Genomic DNA, 22,881 nt, shown 5'->3' with positions numbered 1-22,881 from the left:
CACAAGGAGGAAGAAATGAACGAAGCATTTGTTAAACTGACCGATTCCCTTAAAGGCGGCGTCATTATGGACGTCACCAGCCCCGAGCAGGCAAAGATTGCCGAGGAAGCCGGCGCCGTGGCCGTCATGGCCCTTGAACGGATTCCCGCGGACATTCGCGCCGCCGGCGGCGTGAGCCGCATGAGCGATCCGAAGATGATTAAGGAAATCCAAAGGACGGTGAAGATCCCCGTCATGGCCAAGGTGTGCATCGGCCACATTGTGGAAGCCTCGGTCCTGGAGGCCATCGGCATCGACTACATCGACGAATCGGAGGTTTTGACCCCGGCGGACAATAGCCACCACATCGATAAGAAAAAATACAACACCCCCTTCGTCTGCGGCGCGCGGAATCTTTCCGAGGCCCTGCGCCGGATTCAAGAGGGGGCGGCCATGATCCGCACCAAGGGCGAAGCCGGCACCGGCGACGTGTCTCAGGCCGTGGATCACATGCGCGCCATTATGGGCGAAATCGCCTACGTCAAAAGCGCGAAGAGCGACGAGCTCTACACCCTGGCAAAGGACATGGGCGTAAGCTACGAGCTGCTCCTCTACGTTCACGAAAATGGCAAGCTCCCCGTGGCCAATTTCTCCGCCGGCGGCGTAGCCACTCCCGCCGATGCCGCCCTCATGCGCCGCCTCGGTGCCGAAGGGGTCTTTGTGGGCAGCGGGATCTTTAAATCCAACAATCCCGAAAAGCGGGCCAAGGCCATCGTGAGAGCCGTGGAAAATTACATGGACGACAGCGTCATCGCCGAGGTGAGCGAAGACATCGGCGACGCCATGGTGGGCATCAATCCCGACGAAATCGAAACCATTATGGCGGAAAGGTAAGACGAAAATCTCCTCTCTATTACACGAAGATACAAAAAAGACAAACCCCGCTTTCGAGGTTTGTCTTTTTTGAATTAAAGTGCTTTAAATACCGCTTCTTTTTCGCTGTTCGGACCGGATATGGGTTTTAAGTCCACCACTTTAAAGCGCAGGACCGGCCATCCTTCCACTTCAAAGGTAATGACTTCGTTCAGTTTTAAATGTCTGAAGGTCACGCGCAAATAGGACTCGGGATTTTCCAAATAGTAACCCCGCTCGTCGCCGCTGAGTTTATCCTTGCGCAGAAGCACTTCGCCGTTTGCCTTAACGACGCCTTTTTCGTACAAGGCCTTGTACCAGGAAAGGGTGTTGGCGTCGGGAGAAACATTGTTTAAGACATTGGCCTGTCCGTTAAAGGGCGTGCCCAGTTTCGGCATGGGCTTCTCTTGAGGAACCGGTGCTTCGGATTCTGAGAAGCTTTTGATTTGCACGAGCTTGAATCCGTTCCCTCCGGCGGCCTCCGCCTTCAGGTACAGATCTTCAAAGCCCGGGACGGAAATCTTTACCTTGTCTCCCGCCTTTAAACCCGTGAAGGTGAGGGACTTCGTCGAAGCTTTGTTGTAGATGCGGACTGAATTTTTGTTCATAGCCGCGAGCTTCGCTCCCTGTTTCTTTTGAATGGTTCCCTTTTCTATAAAGCCTTCCATCCACAGCTTGCTGTCGGGATCCTTGGCGTCGATGCGCATTTTGTTGCCTTGGATTTCCGTGACCCGCACTTTCTTCAAAATAATCTTATCTTTAAAGCAGGCTTCGATCTTCAGGCGATTGCCTTCGCCTACAACGGCCTTCGTAATCACCGTTTCTTTTAAGTCCGCAGTTTTTACGAGATCGCCTTTGCCGTTGATCTTCCAGCCCAGAAATTCTTTATTTTCCACGACCGGATCGGCAAAGACGTAGGCACGATCGCCTTTTTTCAATTGGCCCAGCTTATCTCCTATGGTCGCTTTCAGCGTGTCCACGGCACTGCCGTTATGAACGCTTACGGTAACTTCAATAAGCTTGAGTCCCTTCACGGCCTCGTCCACGGCTCGGGATGCCGCTTCCAGAGCTTCCTTCGTGGCGTCGGCGTAGTCGTAGCTTTCGTAGTCTTTCAAGACCTTCAGCAGAGCCTCTTTGCTTTCATCGGTGTAGCGATCATCGGCAGCCTTCGCCTTGGCTTCGGCGATTTTTGCCTTCAGCGCTGCTCCGTCGCCCTTAGGCGAGAGCTTTTTCATCGCCGACTTCAGCGCCTCCAATGCCTTTTTCAGCTCCGCCTTGTCCTTTGATTTTTGCTTCGCCTTCGCCTCGCTTAGAGCGCGATTCAACGCGTCGACGCTGCTTTTCGTGTAGGCGGAGGCATCCACGGCCTCGCCTTCTTTTATGCTTTCGGCGATGGCCTCCTGCAATTGAAGCAGGGCTTCGTCCACCTTATCTCTTTCGACAATCACCGCAAAGGGGGAAAGGCCGTTTACTTTGCACGTCACCCGGCCGCCCTCTACTTTGGCCTCATAGGTCTTTACCCCTTCCGCCGTCAAGTGCTTGATTAAGGCGAGGCGGCCATTAAAGGCGGCATCCACGGGCAGGCTTAATTCCAGCTCGCCCTCGGACTCGCCTATGAGCTTTACGTCGTAGGAGGCGACGAGGTCGTAGAATTTGCCTTCCGGCGGCGTCAGTTTGTTGTAGTCTTTCAAAATGCTTTCGGCAACGGTGATTTGTAGCACGCCGTCTTTTATCTTCGCCTTGTTCGTGATTTCCAGACGGGCGCCTTTGGTCAATTTTCCCTTTAGAGAAATCTTTGCGTCTTTACCTTCGATGGACTGCAAGGTAAATTCTTTTTTCGCGTCCGGCTTTCTTTCGGGGGCCTTTTTGTCTTCCACCCACACTCTGTCCCATTGACTTTCGTAGCGGGTCTCTGTCCAATCGAAGGTTTGCACTCGCTTTTTCACGTCGGGATAGTTGACGGCGGACATGATTTCCAAATAAGCCCAATGGCTTTCGGGCACGTCGCGGAAGCTTTTGATTTTTTCTCTGTGTGCCGCCAGCTCGCCTCGGGTCAGGTAGTGTTTGTAGAGGCGATTCATCATGGCGACGGCTTCGGCCCTCGTGATTTTGTTTTCGGGCTTAAAGCTCTTGTCGGGATAGCCGACGACGATGCCGTTAAGATAAGCTTGCTCGATGGCCGCCTCATAGGGATGCTTCGCCGCGTCGGCAAAGGAATGCTTGCCCTCTTTTTTCGGAAGAATCGGGGCTAGCATGCGGGCGAATTCGCCGCGAGTCATGGGCTCGTCGGGGCGAATGGCGCCGTTTTTCGAAAGGAGCATGTCCTTCTTTACGGCGAAGTTAATGGCTTCGTTGTACCACGTGTCCTTTGCGTCCTTAAAGGCCGGCCGATCCTTCGATGCGGACCCGGCTTCCATCTTAAACACCATTTGCGCCGATTCCGCCCGCGTCACCCATGCCGACGGCTTAAAGCTTCCGTCGGGATAGCCTTCCACAAAGCGTTGGGGGGCGACGGTTCTTTCGCCCTTCTTGCGATAGGAAACGGGACGCTTGGTCAAGCGGTATTCGTAATGGCCCTTGGGCTTGTCTTTTTGCTCGGGGTCCTTCTGTCCCGGCCGGGGATCTTTCCGTTTCGGATCCTGTTCGCCGACCAAATCCTTGTCTTTTTTCTCGGGCTTGTTGGTTTCTTTGCCGTCGGACAGGAAGACGAAGTCCGCGTTTTCCACGGCCACGCCATCGGCCACTTCCATGGAAAAGACGACTTTTACCAGGGCCGTGTTCGGAAAAGCTTTCTTCAGTTCCTTTTCCTTTACGGAAATCCGGTAACGGCCCTCCGCCTTTTTCACGTCGTAATACTTTTCATCCAAGGGCGCTTCTTCAAATTTCGGCGTGGCGCCGGTTTGGGCATCGGCTTCGTATTTTTCTTTGTCGATGCGATAGAGCTTGACCTTGGGATTGCCCGCTTTCGATAGATTTTCCAAGGCGGAGGTATAGACGACTTCTCCGTTTTTGAGGACGGCGTGGAGGCGCGTGGCGTCGTGGCGATTGGCCACTGTTTTCGGCGACTCCAGCTTCATGTCGACTAATATATTTTTGGTCTTGTCTCTGAATTTGCTTTCGGCGAGCTTGACCAAGGCATTCTTCTCCACCGGGGTCAGATCCCCTTTCGCGGCCAGGGCCTTGGCATCCTTTACGGCATTTCTAAATGCACGAATAGTGGCTGAGTTGCGAGCTGTGTTGACGCCGGGGGCAGCCAAGGCGCTTTCGTCCAGGGTCAGTTCGCTTATGAATTTTTTTGCCGCCTCCACGCGGGCTTCGGTGATTTCTTTTTCGTCCTCGGGGACATAGGGCTTGTCTTCTTCTTTGGCCCCCGCCTTTTCCAAGCGATAGGGCACTTGCGGATTGTCCGAGGCTACGGCTTTTAGCTTCACCGGAACAAAGCCCTCGACTTTTATGTCCGCTTCATCCCCGACATTGAGCCCGTAAATGTAAAGGGTGGTTCCTTCGACTTTATAACCCTTGCTTTCGTCGGCGACGGGCTTTAAGGCTTCGCCTTTGACCGTAACGGTGCCGTGGCCCTGTTTCAGCTTTTCGAGCCACAGCTTCGAATCGTCGCTCTTGCCGTCCACTTGTATGGAGCAGCGGTGGAATTGATTGGTTACGAACTCGACCCGCTTGATTTTGTCTTCGGGCTTCCCTTCGTTAGGCAGAGGCGACGGTCTGCCTTCTTCCGGCGCGGCGCCGGCGGGATCGATTCGCTGAGTGCCTATGGTTTTTTTGTCTAATTTTTTCGGAATGGAGGAATGCTTCCAATACTCGGGATAGTCGCCTTGGCCGCCGTCGATGGCTTTTCCCACCACATTGTTGGCGATGGCGACGCCCCCGTCCTTTGCTGGGGTTTCGCCGGCGCCGTTTCCGCCTCTTAAATAAGCGACGGCAGGGGAAATAAGTCCTTTGCCCGAGACGGCCATGCCGCCTTCGCGGGTATGGCCGCTGCCACCCAGGGCGACGAGCTTGCCTTTGCCGAGGACCTTTCCGTCGTTTGCCAGGGTGAGGGCGTGGCCCCCGCGAGAGGTGGTGGCCGAGGTGCCCCCGCCATAGAGGTAGAGGGCGGAGCCATCCAAAACAGTCAGGGAGCCGCCGTCGATCGTCATGGCGTTTTGCCCGCGATAAGGCTTGCCGTCGGCTTCATTGCCCGTCGGCGATTCATCACCTTTGACGAAGACGTTGCCTTTAATAAAGGCGTGGCCCTTGACGAGAACCACGGGTCGCGTGTTTTGTATGGCGCGACCGGCGTCGGTTAGGTTGTTGGTGTTGGAATAGATGTAAGAGTCTTCCATGACGGCGTCATCATTTAAAATGATTTGCCCTTGTATCGACGAGCCGGAGACCACTTTTTCTCCCGTGGGCTTTTTAAATTCGCCGATCATTTTTCCCTCGGGGTCGTAATTGATGCGCAGTCGCCCGCCGTTTACGGTAATTTTTCCGTATATCGAAGAATCATGAACGGTGAGGGTGGCTCCTTTGTTGACGACGATGTTCACGCCGGAAAAGACCTTCATATTGACCAGGGTCAGATTCGTGCCTTCGTTTAAAACGAGATCCTGAATGGGCAGGCGGTCTTCGTTAGGTCTATACTCGTGCTTTTGTCGATTGGGGCTATCCTTTACGGGAAGGACCAGGCCCAATTGACCGTAGGTCCCGCTTTCGTGGGAGCCTTGCCATAAATTAATATTTTTAGGCACCGTATAGGACTGGCCGGCGCCGCGATTCTTCTCGTTAAAGTAGGCGATGTACCAGGGCTCTTGATTAAAGAGCACCTTCCCGTTGGCCGTAGTCTTCAGCCGCGTGTTTACATTTTTCATAATCGAATCCAGATAGACCGATTCGATATCCGAAACGGAGAACCACGCCTCGTTGCTGGTGGCTTTTCGTCCGTAAATGTCCACCAGTTCCACGCGCACCGGATATTCGCCCACCGCATCCGGCGTGCCTGCCAAGGTGATGGATGAATCCGAGGCATTAAAGGACGCCTTCATGCCCGACTTCGGGTCCAGGGTAATTCTCGTCTTGCCCTTGTCCACTTCCACATCGGACTTCGACAGTTCTTTCCACGCCGAGGCTTTGGGCTCTTCTCCCTCTTCCGTCACTTGGGCGTAGACTTTAATGTCGGAATTTTTATTATCCGTCACGGAACCGGTGGCGCCGCTGGTGGCGTCGTATTTTCTCTGGCCCACCAAGGCCCCTTCGAAATAGCCTTCCAGCTTAACGTGGATTTTTCCCTTGGGCGGATGGGCCACGTCGATGGGCTCAAACTTTCCGTCCTTGAAAATGTAATGGAGGGTCTTGTCCTTGAACTGCAGGCTCAAGGTATGTTTGTTTTTCAGAGGATTGATTGCAAGCTTTCCGTTCTCAACTGAAAACTGCTTTCCCTGCACCCATCCGATTTGATACTTGCTTCCGATTTTGTCGTGTTTAAAAACGGAATCCGTGGTGACGCCGATGATATTTTCGGCCTCTTCCTTAGGCTCGACGGCAATCTCTATGTAATCCTTCGTCGTATTTTCCAATTGTAGCTGCAGACCGGCCGTCTCGGCAGTCATGGCAAAGGCCGCTGATCCGTTAAAGATCATCAGCATACTTAGGAGCAATGCTCCCAATCGTTTCATCATTCAAATACCTCCTTTTTAATTGATACTGATTATTGTTCTATTATAGCAATGTCTTTTCTCGGACACAAATATTTTTTTCAGCTTGAATTTACAATCTAAGTGCATCAAAAAAGCGGATCTCCTTTTTCGGAAATCCGCTTTTCTTTTATCCCTTAATTGTCCGCAGCGCGTTTGTGTTCTTTTGCCATTTTATGATTGACGAATTTGTTTTTCTCCGCCTGTGCCATCATGAGCTTGATGCGATTGGTTTGGTTCACCGCCGAGGCGGAGGCGTCGTAGTCGATGGGGATGATGTTGGCCGTGGGGTAGGCTTCCCGCACGGATTTGATCACGCCTTTGCCCGTAATGTGATTGGGCAGACAGCCGAAGGGCTGGACGCAGACAATGTTGCCGGCGCCGGCGCGAATGAGTTCCACCATTTCCGCCGTGAGCAGCCAGCCTTCGCCGTATTGATTCCCCAGGTCCACGAATTCCTCGGCGTAGGCCATAAGGGTTTCCACGGTTTCCGGGGCGTCGAAGGGGGAAGCTTTCAGGGCGTCACGGATGACGCGGCGATAGCTTTCCACGTAGCGGATCATGATTTCCGCGAGGAAGCTGCCTTTTTTCGACGTGCCGTAGCGATTTTTCTTGATGCTCGCATTTTTAAAGGAGTAGATCATAAAGTCCGTAAGGTCGGGCACCACCACCTCCGCGCCCTCCGCTTCCAGTTGGCGTTGGACGTGGTTGTTGGCCTCGGGGAGATACTTCACGAGGATTTCGCCGACGATGCCTACCTTCGGCCGCACCTCGTCCCGTGTTTCCACGGCGGTGTAATCGGCGATCATGCGGCGGACATTTTCCCTGAATTCTTTTCGGGAGTAGCGGCGATCCTTTGCGTTTAATTTTTCAAGCCACTTATCCGCCAGGGCTTTCGCCGCGCCGGCTTCCACCTCGTAGGGCCGTGTCGCATTTGAAAGGCGCATGATGAGGTCGCCGTAGAGCAGATTCTGCACGGCTTTTTTCCCGATGCGGACCATTTGCGTTCGGGTCAGATCGATGCCCGGGTGCAGCTCGATGCCCTGAAGGGAAAGACCGAGGACGGGGACGTGGCCGTAGCCCGCGTCCTTCAGCGCCTTCCTGATAAAGCCCACGTAGTTGCTTGCCCGGCAGGCGCCGCCGGTTTGAGTCATAAGCAGGGTGAGGTTGTCGGTGTCGTAGCGACCGCTTTTCACCGCTTCCATAAATTGGCCCACGACGAAGATGGAGGGGTAGCAGGCGTCGTTGTTGACGTACTGCAGGCCCTTGTCCACCACGTGGGTGGACAGATCGGGGAGCACTTCCACATTAAAGCCTTCGCCTCTGAGCATGGGCTCGAGTAGGCGGAAGTGGATGGGCGCCATTTGCGGAATGAGGATGGTGTGGGTCTTGCGCATCTCTTCCGTAAAGAGGACGGGATTCTTGTATATGGACTCGGCTTCCTTATCCAAGGCGCGATTTTCTACGGCTTGGATCAAGGAGCGCAGGCGAATTTTCGCCGCCCCTAAATTGTTGACCTCGTCGATTTTTAAAACGGTGTAGATCTTGTGGTAGGCCTCCAGAATTTCGTTGACCTGATCCGTGGTGACGGCGTCCAGGCCGCAGCCGAAGGAGTTGAGCTGCACCATTTCCAGATGCTCGCTCTCCCCGACGATTTTCGCCGCCCGATAGAGGCGGGAGTGGTAGTTCCACTGATCCAGCACCCGGAGCTTGCCGTCGATGTTTTCCTCTTCCACGATGCTGTCCTCCGACAGGACGGGCAGGCCCAGGCCCGTAATCATTTCCGCCATGCCGTGATTGATTTCGGGATCCACGTGGTAGGGGCGGCCGGCGAGGACGATGCCCACGCTGTCCGTCTCCTCGAGAAAGTCCAGGGCGCGCTTGCCGGCGGCGCGAACGTCGTCGCGGTAGCGGGTCTGCTCCTCGTAAGCGGCGGCCACGGCGTCTTTCACGGCCTTTTTGTCGTGTTCGGGAAAGACTTCGGCGAGGCGCTCGACCAGCTTTTGCCTGTTGTCGAAGGAGAGGAAGGGATTTAAATATTCGATGCCGCTTTTTTCGATGCTCTCCACATTGTTTTTAATGACTTCGCTGTAGCCGGCCACCACCGGGCAGTTCAGCGTGTTGTCCGCCCGGTCCATTTTCTTTTCTTCGTAGAAGATGGCCGGGTAAAAAATTCTGTCCACGCCTTTTTCCACGAGGTTTTCCACGTGGCCGTGGGCGATTTTTGCCGGGTAGCAGGCGGTTTCCGAGGTAATGGACTCCAGCCCCTTTTCGTAGAGGGCGCGGGAGGACATGTCGGAGAGGACGACGCGGTAGCCCAGCTTCGTAAGGAAGGTGTGCCAGAAGGGGTAGTTTTCGTAGATGTTCAGCACCCGGGGAATGCCTATGGTAGGCGCCCCTTCCGGGAGGCTTTCGTAATCGAAGACGCGCTTTAATTTATAGGCGTAGAGATTGGGAAGCACGTCGTCTTCTCCGCGGACGATGCCCGCTCCCCGCTCGCAGCGGTTGCCGGTAATGTAGCGGCTGCCGTCTTTAAAGATATGCACGGAGAGCGCGCAGTTGTTGGCGCATTGGCCGCAGCGGGCGTGTTTCGTGGTGTAGGTAAATTCGTCCAGCTCTTCCCGGGACAGAAGGGTGCTCTCTTCGCCGCCCTCTTCCATGGCGATGAGGGCCATGCCGATGGCGCCCATGGTGCCGCTCATTTTCGGGCGCACCACTTCCCTGCCCGTAATCTTTTCGAAGGCGCGGAGCACGGCGTCGCTGTAGAAGGTGCCGCCTTGAACCACGATGTGCTCGCCCAGTTTTTTCGGGTCGCGAATCTTAATGACCTTTTGAATGGCGTTTCGTATGACGGAATAGGCGAGGCCCGCGGAAATATCCGCCACGCTCGCCCCTTCTTTTTGGGCCTGCTTCACCTTGGAATTCATAAAGACGGTGCAGCGGCTGCCCAGATCCACCGGGGCGTCGCTTTCCAGGGCCACGGCGGCAAATTCCTGTACCGTGTAGTCTACGCCGCCGGCAAAGGTTTGAAGGAAGGAGCCGCAGCCCGAGGAGCAGGCTTCGTTTAAGAGGATGGACTCGATGACATCGCCATTGACCTTCATGGCCTTCATGTCCTGGCCGCCGATATCTAAAATGAAATCCACCTCGGGCTCGAAGTAGCGGGCGGCGCGGAAGTGGGCGATGGTTTCCACTTCTCCGCGGTCCACCTTGAGAGCCGCCTTAATAAAGTCCTCGCCATAGCCGGTGACCCCCGATGAGGCCACGTAGGCGTCGGCGCCCATGCGGTCGTAGAGATCCATAAGGTAAGACCTCGCCCGGTCCAGGGGCGAGCCGTTATTTGGGCCGTAGGCCTCGTAAAGCACCTCGCCTTGGTCGGAGAGGGCCACCATTTTCGTCGTGGTGCTGCCGGCGTCGATGCCTACGTAGAGAGGGCCGGCGTAGGAATCCAGATCCCGGCGGGGCAAATCGCAGCCGGCGTGGCGGGCGCGAAAGGCCTGAAGCTCCGCCTCGTCTTTGAAGAGAGGCTCCAAGAGGGCGTCGGCATCCACGTGGACGTCTTCCGTGGTACTCAGGCGGTCGTAGAGGGCTTTCACCTTCACCGGCACTTGACCCACGGTCTTTAATGCCGCCCCCAAGGCCACGAAGATCTGGCCGTTTTCAGGCGCCAAAATTTCGTCCTCCGTGAGGCCCAGGGTTTCGATAAAACGCTTTTTCAGTTCATCTAAAAAGGTAAGAGGGCCGCCTAAAAAGGCGACCTTGCCTCGAATGGCACGGCCGCAGGCCAAATTGGAAATGGTCTGATTCACCACGGATTGAAAGACGGACACGGCGATGTCCGCTTTCGTCGCCCCTTGGTTTAAGAGGGCCTGCACGTCGGTTTTGGCAAAGACGCCGCAACGGGATGCGATGGGATAGATCTTCGTATGTTCCTTGGCCAAGGCGTTTAAGCCGGCGGCGTCGGTCTTTAAGAGGGAGGCCATTTGGTCGATAAAGGCCCCGGTGCCTCCGGCGCAGATGCTGTTCATGCGCTGTTCCAAACTGCCGCGAAGGTAGGTGATCTTGGAATCCTCTCCGCCCAGTTCGATGGCCACGTCCGTTTCGGGGAGGTAGGCTTCGATGGCGGCGGTGCCCGCCACCACTTCCTGGATAAAGGGCACGCGCAAAAATTCCGCCACGGCGATCCCTCCGGAGCCGGTGACGTTGATGGTGGTTTCATCGTCAGAAAATTTATGGTAGACCGTCGTCAAAATGTCCGCGACGGTTTTTTTCATATCGGAAAAATGTCGTCGATAAGTGGAATACAAGATCTCCTTCTTATCGTTGAGCGCCACAAGTTTTACCGTGGTAGAACCCACGTCCAAGCCCATGTGCAGCAACATTTAACTACCTTCTTTCTTATATATGTTGTTTGCTCTTACCGTTGCCATAGATTATAACATCTTTCAAATAAAAAGGCAGTAATCAATTTGATCTCGGTCCACTTTCTTTTTCCGCTCTACCTTTACACCTTTCCTTCCACGGTGATGCCGATGCCGTAGGCCCCCGCGCCCGTGTGAGCGCCGACGCTGGCGGGAAGAGGGTCGTAGCGCACATCCGCCAGGGGAAAGGCGTTGGCCGCCAGTTCGAGCCAGCGCTCTTTTTCCCCCTCGTCGATGCCGAAGCCCGCCACGCCGATGCGAATGCGCCCGGGATCCACTTTGGAATACCGGCGGTCCACGTCTTTGTGCAGAGCGTCGATCATTTTCAGTTGGGCCCGGTACATGCTCCCCCGCACCTTCTCGTATGCATCAAACTTTTCACCGCGGAAGGTGAGCACGGGCTTAATGCTTAATACGGTGGCAATGGCCGCCGCCGACGAGCTGATCCGCCCGCCTTTTTTCAGCTGCTCCAGGGACGAGACGGAAAGATAAATCGTGCTGTTGGCGCTGTCTTCTTCCAAGATGCGGGTAATTTTCTTTCCCCCGACTTTTTTCTGTGCCAGGCGAAGGGCGTCCATGACGGAATCCTTTTGGGTGACGGAAATGCGGCGATTGTCCACCACGTGCACCTTCCCTCCGTATTCCTTCGCCACCATTTGCGCCGTGTGGCAAGAGCTGCTCAAGCTGGAAGACATGGGTATATAGACCACTTCTTCAAAGCCATCCGCCAAAATGGTGTCGAGCTTGTCCATCAACAGGCCGATGGGCGGCTGAGAGGTGGTGACTTTTTCACCCTGCTCCATAAATTGGCAGAGTTCCTTTTCGCTTAAATTCTCCCCTTCATAATAAGTGCTGTCGCCGATGACGATAGGCATGGGGAGCACGAAAAGGCCGGCATTTTCATCGGGGGTAAAAATGCCGCTGTTGGTGTCGGTTAAAATGGCAACTTTCATCTTTCGCTCCTTCTTTATTTCTATTCTCCGTTCTGATTTTCTTTTTTATTCAAACGATAGGCCACACCAAAGGCCGCCGCGGAGACGGCGATTTTAATGGCGATCATGATGGCAAATTGCGGCGAAAGGGGATTTAAAATCACATCGCCTAAAAGGGTGTTGGTAATGACGCCGATGGATGAGCCCAAGAGGGATGCCCCGAGGTAAACGGGATAGGGCGTGGCCGTGGCGCCGAAGTAAAAATTTAGTATATCACAAGGGAACCAGCCGATGATCCGCACGATGAAATTAGAGAAAAATTCGTTTTTCTTCTGCATGGCGATGACCTTCTCCATTTTCGGGTAGCGGTCCATGACGTAGTCGATGCCCGCGCCCCCTGCCCAGCGACCGAGGATGTAGGGGATGCTCAGGGCAATGGCCAGGCCCAGGTAGCTGACGGCCACGGCTTTTACGGGAGAGTAAAGCAGGCCGCTTGCAAGATAGAGGGAGGGCAGGGGGATGACGATGGAAAGGCTTTTGATGCCGAAGAGAAGGAGGAGCATCAAGGTGGCTCGCGGGGTATTCGCTCCCACGCCTGACAATATGCTCTCAACGGTCATATGCTCTTTCGTCATCAGATAAATGGCGATAAGGGCGATGCCGAAGGATAGAAGGGCGATGATCTGAATGCGCTTGAGCTGTTTTTGCAGCGTCGTTTTCTTTTTGTCACGCTCCTTCATTCCGTCTCCTCCTCTCTTTTTCTACTCCGCCACCTCGTCCTCCATGCGTTCCGACGCCATGATGTAGAGGCGTTCCATGCGCTCGTCCAAGGCGGCGCTCATTTCCGCGCACTCGTTCAGCTCCCTTTCGATGTATTCCGAATGGGGCAGGCCTTTTTTGTAGCGTATCTTGTGTTCCAAACTGGCCCACCAATCCATGGAAATGGTCCTAAGCTGCACTTCCACTTCCATCATGGCGCAGCGATAATAGCTCATGAGCTCCTTGTAGGGTTGAATGGATTTTCTCAACAGATCGGAAATTTTTTGATTTTCCAACTGTTCCGGAAGGCGGGCGGTCAGCCGGTTTTGAATGTCTTCAAATTCCATGGTGTCACCTGTTTCTCTTTTACAAACAATAAGCAATAAGGCCGCACCTTATTGCTTATCGCTCCGTTTTTTAGAATTATCTTACGTCGTACCACTCTTCGTCGGCGCGGGGTTTCCAGCTTGCGGCATAGGGTTTGCACTTGCCGCAAAGGTGTTCCACCGCCTCCGGCGATTGCAGGTCGGTGGAGTGGACGCCGGTTTCGTGGACGATGCGTTGGAGAATTTCCGGATTTTCCAACATGGGGCAGGGCCGCAGGTGGTTTTCGTTAAAGGGTTGATTGTCGTGATAAGCCATAAAGAGAGGCCGCTTCAAAATTTCCAACAGGGCGTGGTCTCTGATATTGGAGTCGGAGTAGTGGATGAAGACGCAGGGTTCCGCATCGCCGTTGGCGTTGATGTGGAAGTAATTTCGTCCCCCGGCGATGCAGCCGTCCATGTATTCCCCGTCGTTTTGGAAGTCCATGGTAAAGAGCCCTTCCCCGTGATCCAGATTGCGAATGGCGCGGATGCGGTTTTTCGTCGCCACACGTTGCTCGGGCGTGGGCAGAAGTTCTACGGAGGCGTCGTTGCCCACGGGCATGTAGTGGAAGTAGAGGGCGTAGCGGCAACCTTTTTCGATCATGAGTTCTACAAATTCTTTGCTCGTCACCGACTCACAGTTTTTCGACGTGTAGCAAATGGATGTGCCGAAGATCAGGCCGTTTTCCCTTAAGAGATCCATGGCGGTCATGACCCGCTCATATACCCCGTCGCCGCGGCGCAGGTCGTTGACTTCCGGGGAGCCTTCCAGGCTGATGGCCAAGGCAAAATTGCCCACCCGCTTCATTTCGTCGCAGAAGGCCTGATCCACCAAGGTGCCGTTGGTAAAGGCGAGGAATTGGCAGTCGTTGTGTTCTTCGCAGAGCTTGATGATGTCGTCTTTGCGCACCAGGGGTTCGCCGCCGGTGAACATATAGAAGTGGATGCCCAGCTCTTTGCCTTGTTTGACGATGTCGGACATTTCATCGTAAGTTAGATTCAGTTTGTTGCCGTATTCCGCCGCCCAGCAGCCGGTGCAGTGAAGATTGCAGGCGCTGGTCGGGTCCATAAGAATGACCCAGGGAATATTGCAGCCGTGTTCCTTGCGCAGGGCGTGCATGGTCTTGGTGCCGGAGAGCATGGCCTCGAAACCCAAGTTCAGTACCGTAGTCTTGATGACAACCGGATCCAATTCGTCCAATGCCTTGTTTAGGTAGCGGTTCAAGGCGGTTTCCTTGCTGCCCACCAGGCCGCGGATCCAATCGTAATCCAGGGCCATCTCGTCGCCTTCCATGAATTTTTCCATAATATCCACGAGCTTGAGCATTTCTTCTTCCCGGTCGTTTTTGTTGACCTTCTTAAGTAAAACGTCGATGCCTAAACTCGCCGCTTTTCGCGCGGATCGATGTGTCAATTTTGCCATGATACTACCTCCTCAAAATCGATACCGTGTTCTGTACCACATAGAGATTCAAAACGCCGTCGATGATTAAATTAATTCCCATTAACATGATGATGGCGGTGCGGCCTTCATAGGGTCTTAAAAAGAGCATGGCCCCTGCCAGTGCCACGAGCAGTGCAAAAACCAAGATCATTCGCCAACGCTTGACGCCGATGCGCCATGCGTCCATGGCCGTCTGCATTCGGAGCAAGGCGTCCACCAGCATAAACAGGCCCATGCAGACGACGATGAGATCGAGAAATTTCGTCGTTTGGCTGAGCATCACGATGCCCAACAGCGCCGATAAGATGCCCATGGCGAAATCGAATTGAAAGGCCAGCTGCAGTAGATCTTTCGAAAAATAGCTGTAGAGCTTCACTGCGCCGAAGAAGAGCATAAACACCCCACCGATTTTGCAAAACACCTCGGCGGTCATAGTCGGTTTAAATAAAAACAGAGCGCCGAGGGCGATAAGACCGACGGAAAAGATACTGTACATCCTTTTTATTTTTATTAAACGGTCCATATTCTCACCTCGCTTAACTACAGTGTAATCCCGCTCCGGGGGTATTCCAACGGACAAAAAAAGCAAAGTATCTGAATTCCAGACACTTTGCTTCTTTTGTCTAATGAAATTTGATTTTTCTATTTGTCGCCGTGGCCCTCGATGTAGGCATCGATCATGGGATGGATGGTGGCGTAAAAAGCGCGCTCGACGGTTTCCATTAAATCTTCCTGCGAAGCCTCCATCTTCCCTTCCACCCAACGAAGGGTGGCGGCTAAGACGGCATCGCTGTAAAAATAGGTGATGTTTTCCTTTCCCTTTTCGGAAAGGCACGTGCCCACGGCTTCCTCTTCCACGAAGCGGCCGATAAAGTAGCTGACGGCGGATTCCACGTAGCTGATGACGACCCGTCGGCTCTTGGATTCGTAGATGTGGATAATGGCGTCCCGATGCTCCAGGAGAAAATTCACCGTGCGCAGGTATTCCTCGCCGAAGTCGTTTTCGGCGCGGCTCTCTTCCCGGAATTTGACGGACTCCCGCTGAAAGGCGGCCTCCAACAGATCGTTGATGTCCAGAAAGTGGTAGTAAAAGGTGTTGCGGTTCACTTCCGCCCCTTCGATGATTTCCTTCACCGTGATTTTGTCGAAGGATTTTTCTTTCAACAGCGCCATAAAGACATCGATCATCGCCTGCTGCGTATGCTTGCTCAACGGGTCACCCCCTCTCCTATCGGCTCTCGTCTACGGCGGCGCCCACTTTGGGCACCAATTGTTTCTTGCGGGACAGAAGGCCTTCGGCGGAAAATTTGTCGCCTCGAATCTCTTTTCCGAACTGGCGGGCCAAGGCCTCTTTAAACCCGCCTACGACGATGATGTCGGACACTTCTCTGAAAATGTCCGTGATCATTAAAATAAAGCTCGCCACGGCTTCTTTTTTCACGTAATCTTCCATGGCTTCTTTCAGGCTCTCTTCCACGGCGGCGATGCTGTCGGGATCCATGGTAAAGATCTGGCAGATGCGCACGGTGTCGCCGTCGAAGACGAAATTTTTCACGTCGGTGTTTAAAAGCTCTTCCGGCTTCTTCCCTTCCAGACTCGTCCCCGCCTTAAACATCTTCATAGCGAAGTCTTCCACGTCGATGCCGGCGATCTTGCTCATTTTATTTAAAATGTAGCGGTCCGTGGCCGTGGACGTGGGTGAGCGGAAGAGAAGGGTGTCGGAGATCATGGCGGCGCACAAGAGCCCGGCCACTTTTGTGGAAGGCATAATGCCGTTTTCGAAAAACATTTTGGAGACGATCGTCGCCGTGGAGCCCACGGGTTCGTTTCTGAAAAAAATCGGCGACGACGTGGCCACATTGGCCACCCGGTGATGGTCCACGATCTGTAAAATCTCCGCGCTGTCCAAATCGTCGATGGATTGATTGCGCTCGTTGTGATCCACGAGGATGATCTTTTTCTTCAGATCCGTGATCAGATGGTAGCGGGAGATGCTGCCAATCACCCGGTCCTTTTCGTCCAGCACGGGGTAGGCGCGGAAGCGGGATTCCTTCATCTTCTCCCGCACCTCGTCGATTAAATCGTCCTTGTGAAAGACCACCAGCTCGTCTTTGGTCATAATGTGGCCGATGGGCACGGCTTGGGGCAAAAGGCGCGCCACCATAAAGGTGGACAGGCCCGTGGAGATGACGGCCACATGGCGCTCCTCGGCGAGCTTCAAGAGTCGCTCGTCCAATGTGGTGGAGATGGTAAGGATCAAGAGGGCCACGTCTTTTAGAATGGTGGCTTCCTGATCTTCCACGTCGTCGCCGACGATGACCACGTCCCCTTCTTCGATGAGGTTTTTGTTTTTAATGGCCTTAATCGCCATTTTCCCCGTAATGGGGCGGGGCGCCTCCGGCAGGTGAATCCATTGGCCCTTTAAGACGTCTTTAATATTTTCAAGGCTCGCGTCGGAGCGGCCCATAATGGTATCGTCCCATACTTCCATGTAGGTGGCGGCGATATTGGACAGGCTGATGATGCCGATGAGATTTTCTTTGCCGTCGATGACGGGCAGGGAGGTTATATTATTTTTCTGCATAATCTCCATGGCCCCGGCCATGGAAAGATCGGGGCTCACACAGTAGGCCCCGTCCATATCCAAATCGCGGATTTGCGGCATAATGGACGTCTTTAAGCGAGGCTTCTCCGCGCCGAAATAATTCAGAACGAATTCCGTCTCCCGATTGATTTCTCCCAGACGAATGGCCTCGGCGTCGTCTCCCGTTTTATTTTTCAGCTCCGCCAAGGCCATAGCCGAGCAGATGCTGTCGGTATCCGGATTTTTGTGACCGGTGATGTAAATCTTGTTCTTCATAATCCCTCCAAATATATGCCATTATAACATATTTTCAGGGGCGGACGAAGGACGCCGAGCGGCCTCTGCGATGCAAATGCCGACGGCACGGGCGCGTGATCGCATTACACCTCCATTCGCCCATATGGTAAAATCGAATCGGAAGATCCGACATCACCCGTTAAATGTTGCGTTTCACCGATCTTTTATCTTACATCATTCGGAGGTTTACGATGAAAAAAAAGATTTTTCTTGCCGGCGTCATTCTTTCCGCCGTCTTATTGATCCTCGTGGAAACTAATCCAAATAAACGAGTGCGCATGAAAGAGGTCAGGCAATTCACAAAGACCATGTGCCGTTCCGACGAACATATAAAAGAATTAAAGTTCTATTTTCGAAGGCCCGACTTGAGAGCGGAGATGGTCTATGAGGGTCCCTTGGAAAGAGAAAAGCTGATTTCCCTCATGGAAGATTTTAAGGCATTGGTCGATGTGGAATTTATGCAAAAAATCGGCGATAAATATTGGGGCGGAGCTCGGCCCTCCGGCTTTGAGTTGTACATTTATTGCGACAAAGATAAAGAGGGAAATAATTACGATTACTTGATTGACAGTCGATACAATAAGACGTACAGATGCGATGAAAACCCCGACAATATCGACGGCTATAAGACCTGGACGATCTCCGGCGCAGAAAATGAAGGGGTACTATATAAGGATAAATAATCAGAACCACCGACATCCGGTGGTTTTTTTCATGGAAAGGCACACGAAAAAAGCCCGACCCCGAAGGATCGGACTTTTTATTCTAAGGCTTAAGCTTGTGCTTTTTCTTTTTCTTCCTTGATCTTTGCGAAGGATTCGACGATGGAATCGGCCAGGCCGTCCAATTCTTTTTCCGTAGAGTCGGTTAAAGAGGAGGAAACGGTGACTTCGCCGCCCAGGGTATCCATGAGCTTCATGTTCTTGTCTAAGAATTCTTCCATCAAGGTGCCCGCTTGCGGTGCCCAGGTTCCGTTTTCGATAATGCCGACGGTGCGGTTTTGCAGGTTCAGCATGCGAATTTCGTTGAGGAATTGGTGCATGACGGGATAGATTTCCAGGTTATAGGTAACCGATGCCAGCACGATGTGGCTCAGGCGGAAGGCTTCGGAAACCAGGTAGCTGACGTGAGTTTTGGATACGTCGTACATGTGGACATTGGTCATGCCCCGTTCGCAAAGTTTGGTGGCCAAGCATTGTGCGGCGTATTCCGTGTTGCCGTACATGGAGGCGTAAACCAAGAGCACGCCGTCTTCTTCCGGTTCGTAGCGAGACCATTTGTCGTATTTTTCGATGAAGTAGCCCAGATCTTCTCTCCAGACCGGTCCGTGTAAGGGGCAGATGATCTTAATGTCGATGGTGCCGGCCTTCTTCAGAAGGTCTTGAACGTGGGGGCCGTACTTGCCGACGATGTTGGTCAGGTAGCGGCGAGCGTCGTCGAGCCAGTCGCGGTCGAAGTTGACTTCGTCTGCGAAAAGCTTGCCGTCCAATGCGCCGAAGGTGCCGAAGGCGTCGGCGGAGAAGAGGACGCCGTTGGTCACATCAAAGCTGACCATGGCTTCGGGCCAGTGAACCATAGGTGCTGCGACCCAGGTGATTTCGTGTTTGCCGAAGCTCATAGCGTCGCCTTCGGCTACTTGAATTTCTTTGCCGTCGACATTAAAGCCGAATTGACGCATCATCATAAAGGCCCGTTCGTTGGAAATGACCTTGGCATTGGGGTAGCGAATCAAGACTTCGTCTAAGGATGCGGCGTGGTCGGGTTCCAAGTGATTGATGATCACGTAGTCCAGATCTCTGCCGTCCAAGACGTGTTCCACATTGTTTAAGAATTCCCGGCATACAGCCCAGTCAACCGTATCGAAGAGGACGGTTTTTTCGTCCATAAGCAGATAGGAGTTGTAGCTGACGCCACGGGGAATCGGGTGAATATTTTCAAACAGGTGCAGGCGGTGTTCGTTGGCGCCCACCCAGTATAAATCGTCGGTGACTTTTCTAACGGTATACATTGCTTACCTCCTAATCCTTATTTAAAGGTACGATCTTCGGGGAAATCGACTTTGATGAAATTATCTTTTTCTTCGCCGCATTTCGGGCAGATGTATTCATCGGGCAGCTTGTCGAAGGGCGTTCCTTCTTCGATTTCGCTTTCTTCGTCGCCCCGTTCGGGATTGTATTCGTAGCCGCAGCCTTGGCAGACGTAGATATCGTCCTTCGGTGCGGTCTTTCTCGGTTTGGAGCGTTTCATCTTGACCATTTCAGGTGCTTCGCCCTTGCCTTCCGTACCTAATGCTTCGATGATCAGGGGTGCCACTTCTTCGATGTCGCCGACAATACCGTAGTCGCAGTTCTTGAAGATCATGGCGTTGGGGGCGTTGTTGATGGCGACGATGGTGGCCGCATCCTTAATGCCCTTCAAGTGTTGGCCGGCACCGGAGATACCGCAGGCTACATAGAGGTTGCCGCGGAATTTTTGACCGGACATACCGACGTAGCGTTCGATGGGGAGAACCTTGTCGGTTTCGGCGACGGGACGGGAGGAACCGATGGCGGCGCCGAAGGCACGCGCCAAGTCTTCTGCCAAATCCTTGTTGCCGTTAAAGCCTTTACCCATGGAGACCACGCGTTCCGCATCGACGATGGGCGTCATCAGATCGATGCCGACGCCGAAGTCGTAGCCGTCTTTTTGAAGAGCGGCGATTAAGTTCTTGACGTTTTCTTCTTGATTGTCGCTGTCGAAGATTTCTTTCTTGCGGATGCCGGTGATGGGGCCTTTACCCGCTTTCTTCTTGCCGCCGCCGCCTGCGGAGCGGGCAGCCTTGCCGATAATATTAGCGGCAATGACGACACGTTGAATTTCGTTGGTACCTTCGTAAATGGTGGTAATCTTAGCGTCTCTGTAGGCGCGTTCAACTTCCATGCCCTTCATGAAGCCGCTGCCGCCGTAAATTTGCAGAGCGTCGTTGACCACTTCAAGAGCCATGTCGGATGCGAACATTTTTGCTTCAGCTGCTTGCAGACCGTAACGTTCGCCGTTGGTCTTCATTTCAGCTGCGCGGTAGATGAGCATACGAGCGGCGTCGATCTTGGTGTACATATCGGCGAGCTTAAAGGAAATGCCTTGGTTGGCTGCCAAGGGTTGACCGAATTGAATCCGTTCCTTGGAATAAGCCAGGGCGTGTTCGTAAGCGCCTTGAGCGATACCTAATGCTTGTGCTGCGATACCGATACGGCCGCCGTCCAAGGTGGCCATGGCGATGTTAAAGCCCTTGCCTTCTTTGCCCAGGAGGTTTTCCTTCGGGACGCGGACATTGTTAAAGTGCAGTTCCGCCGTGGTGGAGGAACGGATGCCCAATTTGTCGTAGTGATCGGAGAAGGTGAAGCCTTCGAAATCTTTTTCTACGATAAAGGCACTGATGCCGTGGGTGCCGATGTCCGGTGTGGTCACGGCGAAGACGACGTAAGTGTCGGCGGCCGGTGCGTTGGTGATGAAAATCTTTTGTCCGTTTAGAATGTAGTGATCCCCTTCCAATACGGCGGTGGTTTCCGTTTCACCTGCGTCGGAGCCGGCATTGGTTTCAGTTAAGCCGAATGCGCCGACTTTTTCGCCCTTAGCCAAGGGAATCAGGTATTTTTGTTTTTGTTCTTCCGTTCCGAAGTGATCGATGGGATAAGTACCCAAGGAGGTGTGAGCGGATAAAATAACGCCGACGCCACCATCGACGCGGGAAAGTTCTTCAACGGCAATGGCATAAGAGATCACGTCGGCTCCTGCGCCGCCGTATTCTTCGGCAGTGGGAAGGCCCATGATGCCCAGATCCGCCATTTGCGCTACGATGTCTTCAGGGTATTTGTTTTCACGGTCGAGCTCGAAAGCGACCGGTGCGACAACGGTTTCCGCGAACTCGCGAACTTTCTTTCTCAGCGCTTCGTGCGCTTCGTTTGTTTTGAATAACATATTTCCTCCTTGCAATCAATGTCACAGACTACAATGCATGTGAGTGGCCGGTGTGAAGCCGGAACAACAAACCGTACCGCTTGTGTATAGTTTTACTATAGCACAGGCTTTTTCCGTTGTAAAGCCGTTCGAGCTTTTGTTTTTTCGAAAAAATGCAATATTTCTCGACTTTTTTCGCCCGCTCTCACTTCATACATTAGGAATTTACCCCTTGGAAATTTATTTATGCTGTTTTTTTGTAAAAAATATCAAATGTTTTTAGCTTCCCGAGAAAACTATTTCATACAAAGCCTTTCATATCTTTCACATTTATTGCACTTTTCTGTTTTTTGCCTCCATTAAAAAAAAGGAAGCAGCACAAAATCCTCCACTTCCTTTATCCTCCCATTTACGTGTTTTTTACGTGTTTTTCCCATTTTTTATTTATTATTTTGTCGACCTTATTATTTCTTTCAAAACGCAACTATTTCTGCTTTTCCTCTTCCCTTTTTGCCTTTCAGCAACTATAATTAGGTTGATTGAAAAGATAATAACGATACAGGAGGCAAACAATGACCAATATGATCAAAAACCCCAACGCAAAAGTAATCCTCGTCGGCGACGGATCCGTCGGATCCTCCTTCGCTTACGCCATGACCTTAAAGGGCTTGGGCCGCGAGCTGGGCATTATCGACGTCAACACGCGCAAGGCCCAAGGCGATGCCATGGACTTGACCGCCGCTCTGACCTATAACTCCGCAAAGACCATCTACGCCGCCGAATACAGCGACTGTGCCGATGCGGACATCGTCGTCATTACCGCCGGCGCACCTCAAAAGCCCGGCGAAAGCCGCTTAGACCTGGTGCACAAAAACCTGGCCATCGTCAAAGACGTCGTCGAACAAATTATGGATTCCGGCTTTAACGGCATCTTCCTCGTAGCTGCCAATCCGGTGGACATCTTAACCTACGCCGTCTTAAAGATCTCCGGCTTCCCGAAAGAACGGGTCATCTCTTCCGGCACGTCCTTGGACTCCGCCCGCTTCTGCGACGAAATCTCCCGCTACCTTGAGCTGGATGCTCGCGACGTATCCGCCAGCATCATGGGCGAACACGGCGACACCTCCTTCCCCGTATGGAGCGAAGCATCCATCGGCGGCCGCCACATAGACGAATGGCTCGCCGAAAAGACCGACGACATCGACGCCGCCAAAGAAAAAATCTACACCGACGTTCGCGACAAGGCCTACCGCATCATCGACGCCAAGGGCGCTACCTACTACGGCGTAGCCACCGTCCTTGCGAAAATTTGCCGCATCATCATCGAAGACTCCCACTCCATCATTACCGTGGGCGCCTACCTGGACGGCGAATACGGCTGCAAGGACATTTACATGGGCACCCCCGTCGTCCTGAGCCGCAACGGCATCCAAAAGGTCATCGAAGTTCCCTTGAACGACAAGGAAAAGGAACAAATGCAAATTTCCTACAAGGCATTGAAGGAAGTTCAAGAACAAGGCATGGAAAGACTCGGCCTTTAATCGAAAAAACATTTCTCAAAAAAC

The 22,881-nt window shown here is 53.2% G+C and carries 14 protein-coding genes; 3 read left to right on the top strand and 11 right to left on the bottom strand.

Annotated features, from left to right (window positions below):
- The first annotated feature begins 15 nt into the window (after positions 1–15).
- Positions 16–873 (top strand): pyridoxal 5'-phosphate synthase lyase subunit PdxS, encoded by an 858-nt coding sequence (pdxS, locus tag BQ7397_RS03075; RefSeq protein WP_077074712.1) that lies wholly within the window; start codon positions 16–18, stop codon positions 871–873.
- A gap of 74 nt (positions 874–947) precedes the next feature.
- Here pdxS and BQ7397_RS03070 read toward each other — a convergent pair whose 3' ends face one another.
- The 9 genes from BQ7397_RS03070 to BQ7397_RS03030 all read right to left on the bottom strand — a co-directional run bounded on the left by BQ7397_RS03070 (position 948) and on the right by BQ7397_RS03030 (position 17,359).
- Positions 948–6,563, bottom strand: a complete 5,616-nt coding sequence (locus BQ7397_RS03070) for an S-layer homology domain-containing protein (protein WP_077074711.1) — start codon at positions 6,561–6,563, stop codon at positions 948–950.
- A 152-nt stretch (positions 6,564–6,715) separates the two neighbouring features.
- The gene (locus tag BQ7397_RS03065) at positions 6,716–10,960 is read right to left on the bottom strand and encodes a 2-hydroxyacyl-CoA dehydratase (RefSeq protein ID WP_077074710.1); all 4,245 of its coding nucleotides are present in this window, start codon (positions 10,958–10,960) and stop codon (positions 6,716–6,718) included.
- A gap of 122 nt (positions 10,961–11,082) precedes the next feature.
- A complete protein-coding gene (locus tag BQ7397_RS03060; protein WP_077074709.1) occupies positions 11,083–11,952 on the bottom strand; it encodes a DegV family protein in 870 nt (289 codons plus the stop codon).
- Positions 11,953–11,972: 20 nt separating this feature from the next.
- Positions 11,973–12,671: a TVP38/TMEM64 family protein gene (locus tag BQ7397_RS03055; protein WP_077074708.1), complete on the bottom strand. Its 699-nt coding sequence runs from the start codon at positions 12,669–12,671 to the stop codon at positions 11,973–11,975.
- 21 nt (positions 12,672–12,692) lie between these two features.
- Entirely contained in the window at positions 12,693–13,037 is a 345-nt protein-coding gene (locus tag BQ7397_RS09290; RefSeq protein WP_234970563.1) for a hypothetical protein, read from the bottom strand.
- Between the two features lie 76 nt (positions 13,038–13,113).
- Positions 13,114–14,478: a radical SAM/SPASM domain-containing protein gene (locus BQ7397_RS03045; protein ID WP_077074707.1), complete on the bottom strand. Its 1,365-nt coding sequence runs from the start codon at positions 14,476–14,478 to the stop codon at positions 13,114–13,116.
- 4 nt (positions 14,479–14,482) lie between these two features.
- Positions 14,483–15,022 (bottom strand): HdeD family acid-resistance protein, encoded by a 540-nt coding sequence (locus tag BQ7397_RS03040; RefSeq protein ID WP_077074706.1) that lies wholly within the window; start codon positions 15,020–15,022, stop codon positions 14,483–14,485.
- 119 nt (positions 15,023–15,141) lie between these two features.
- Positions 15,142–15,711, bottom strand: a complete 570-nt coding sequence (locus BQ7397_RS03035) for a TetR/AcrR family transcriptional regulator (RefSeq protein WP_144019959.1) — start codon at positions 15,709–15,711, stop codon at positions 15,142–15,144.
- Positions 15,712–15,727: 16 nt separating this feature from the next.
- Entirely contained in the window at positions 15,728–17,359 is a 1,632-nt protein-coding gene (locus tag BQ7397_RS03030; protein ID WP_077074704.1) for a putative manganese-dependent inorganic diphosphatase, read from the bottom strand.
- 212 nt (positions 17,360–17,571) lie between these two features.
- Here BQ7397_RS03030 and BQ7397_RS03025 point away from each other — a divergent pair, with 212 nt between their 5' ends.
- Positions 17,572–18,063 carry a hypothetical protein gene (locus BQ7397_RS03025; RefSeq protein WP_077074703.1) on the top strand — a complete coding sequence of 164 codons (492 nt, stop codon included), beginning with the start codon at positions 17,572–17,574 and terminating at the stop codon, positions 18,061–18,063.
- 89 nt (positions 18,064–18,152) lie between these two features.
- Here BQ7397_RS03025 and BQ7397_RS03020 read toward each other — a convergent pair whose 3' ends face one another.
- Positions 18,153–19,388 carry an FprA family A-type flavoprotein gene (locus BQ7397_RS03020; RefSeq protein ID WP_077074702.1) on the bottom strand — a complete coding sequence of 412 codons (1,236 nt, stop codon included), beginning with the start codon at positions 19,386–19,388 and terminating at the stop codon, positions 18,153–18,155.
- A 17-nt stretch (positions 19,389–19,405) separates the two neighbouring features.
- Positions 19,406–21,337 (bottom strand): acyl-CoA dehydrogenase family protein, encoded by a 1,932-nt coding sequence (locus BQ7397_RS03015; protein WP_077074701.1) that lies wholly within the window; start codon positions 21,335–21,337, stop codon positions 19,406–19,408.
- 560 nt (positions 21,338–21,897) lie between these two features.
- Between BQ7397_RS03015 and BQ7397_RS03010 the strand changes: the two genes are divergently transcribed.
- The gene (locus BQ7397_RS03010; protein ID WP_083703421.1) at positions 21,898–22,857 is read left to right on the top strand and encodes an L-lactate dehydrogenase; all 960 of its coding nucleotides are present in this window, start codon (positions 21,898–21,900) and stop codon (positions 22,855–22,857) included.
- Positions 22,858–22,881 lie beyond the last annotated feature (24 nt).

The organism is Aedoeadaptatus urinae (assembly GCF_900155585.1).
GTDB classification, from domain to species: Bacteria; Bacillota; Clostridia; order Tissierellales; family Peptoniphilaceae; genus Aedoeadaptatus; species Aedoeadaptatus urinae.
Note: the sequence above shows the minus strand (reverse complement) of the source record. Positions and strands in the feature narration are given on the sequence as shown.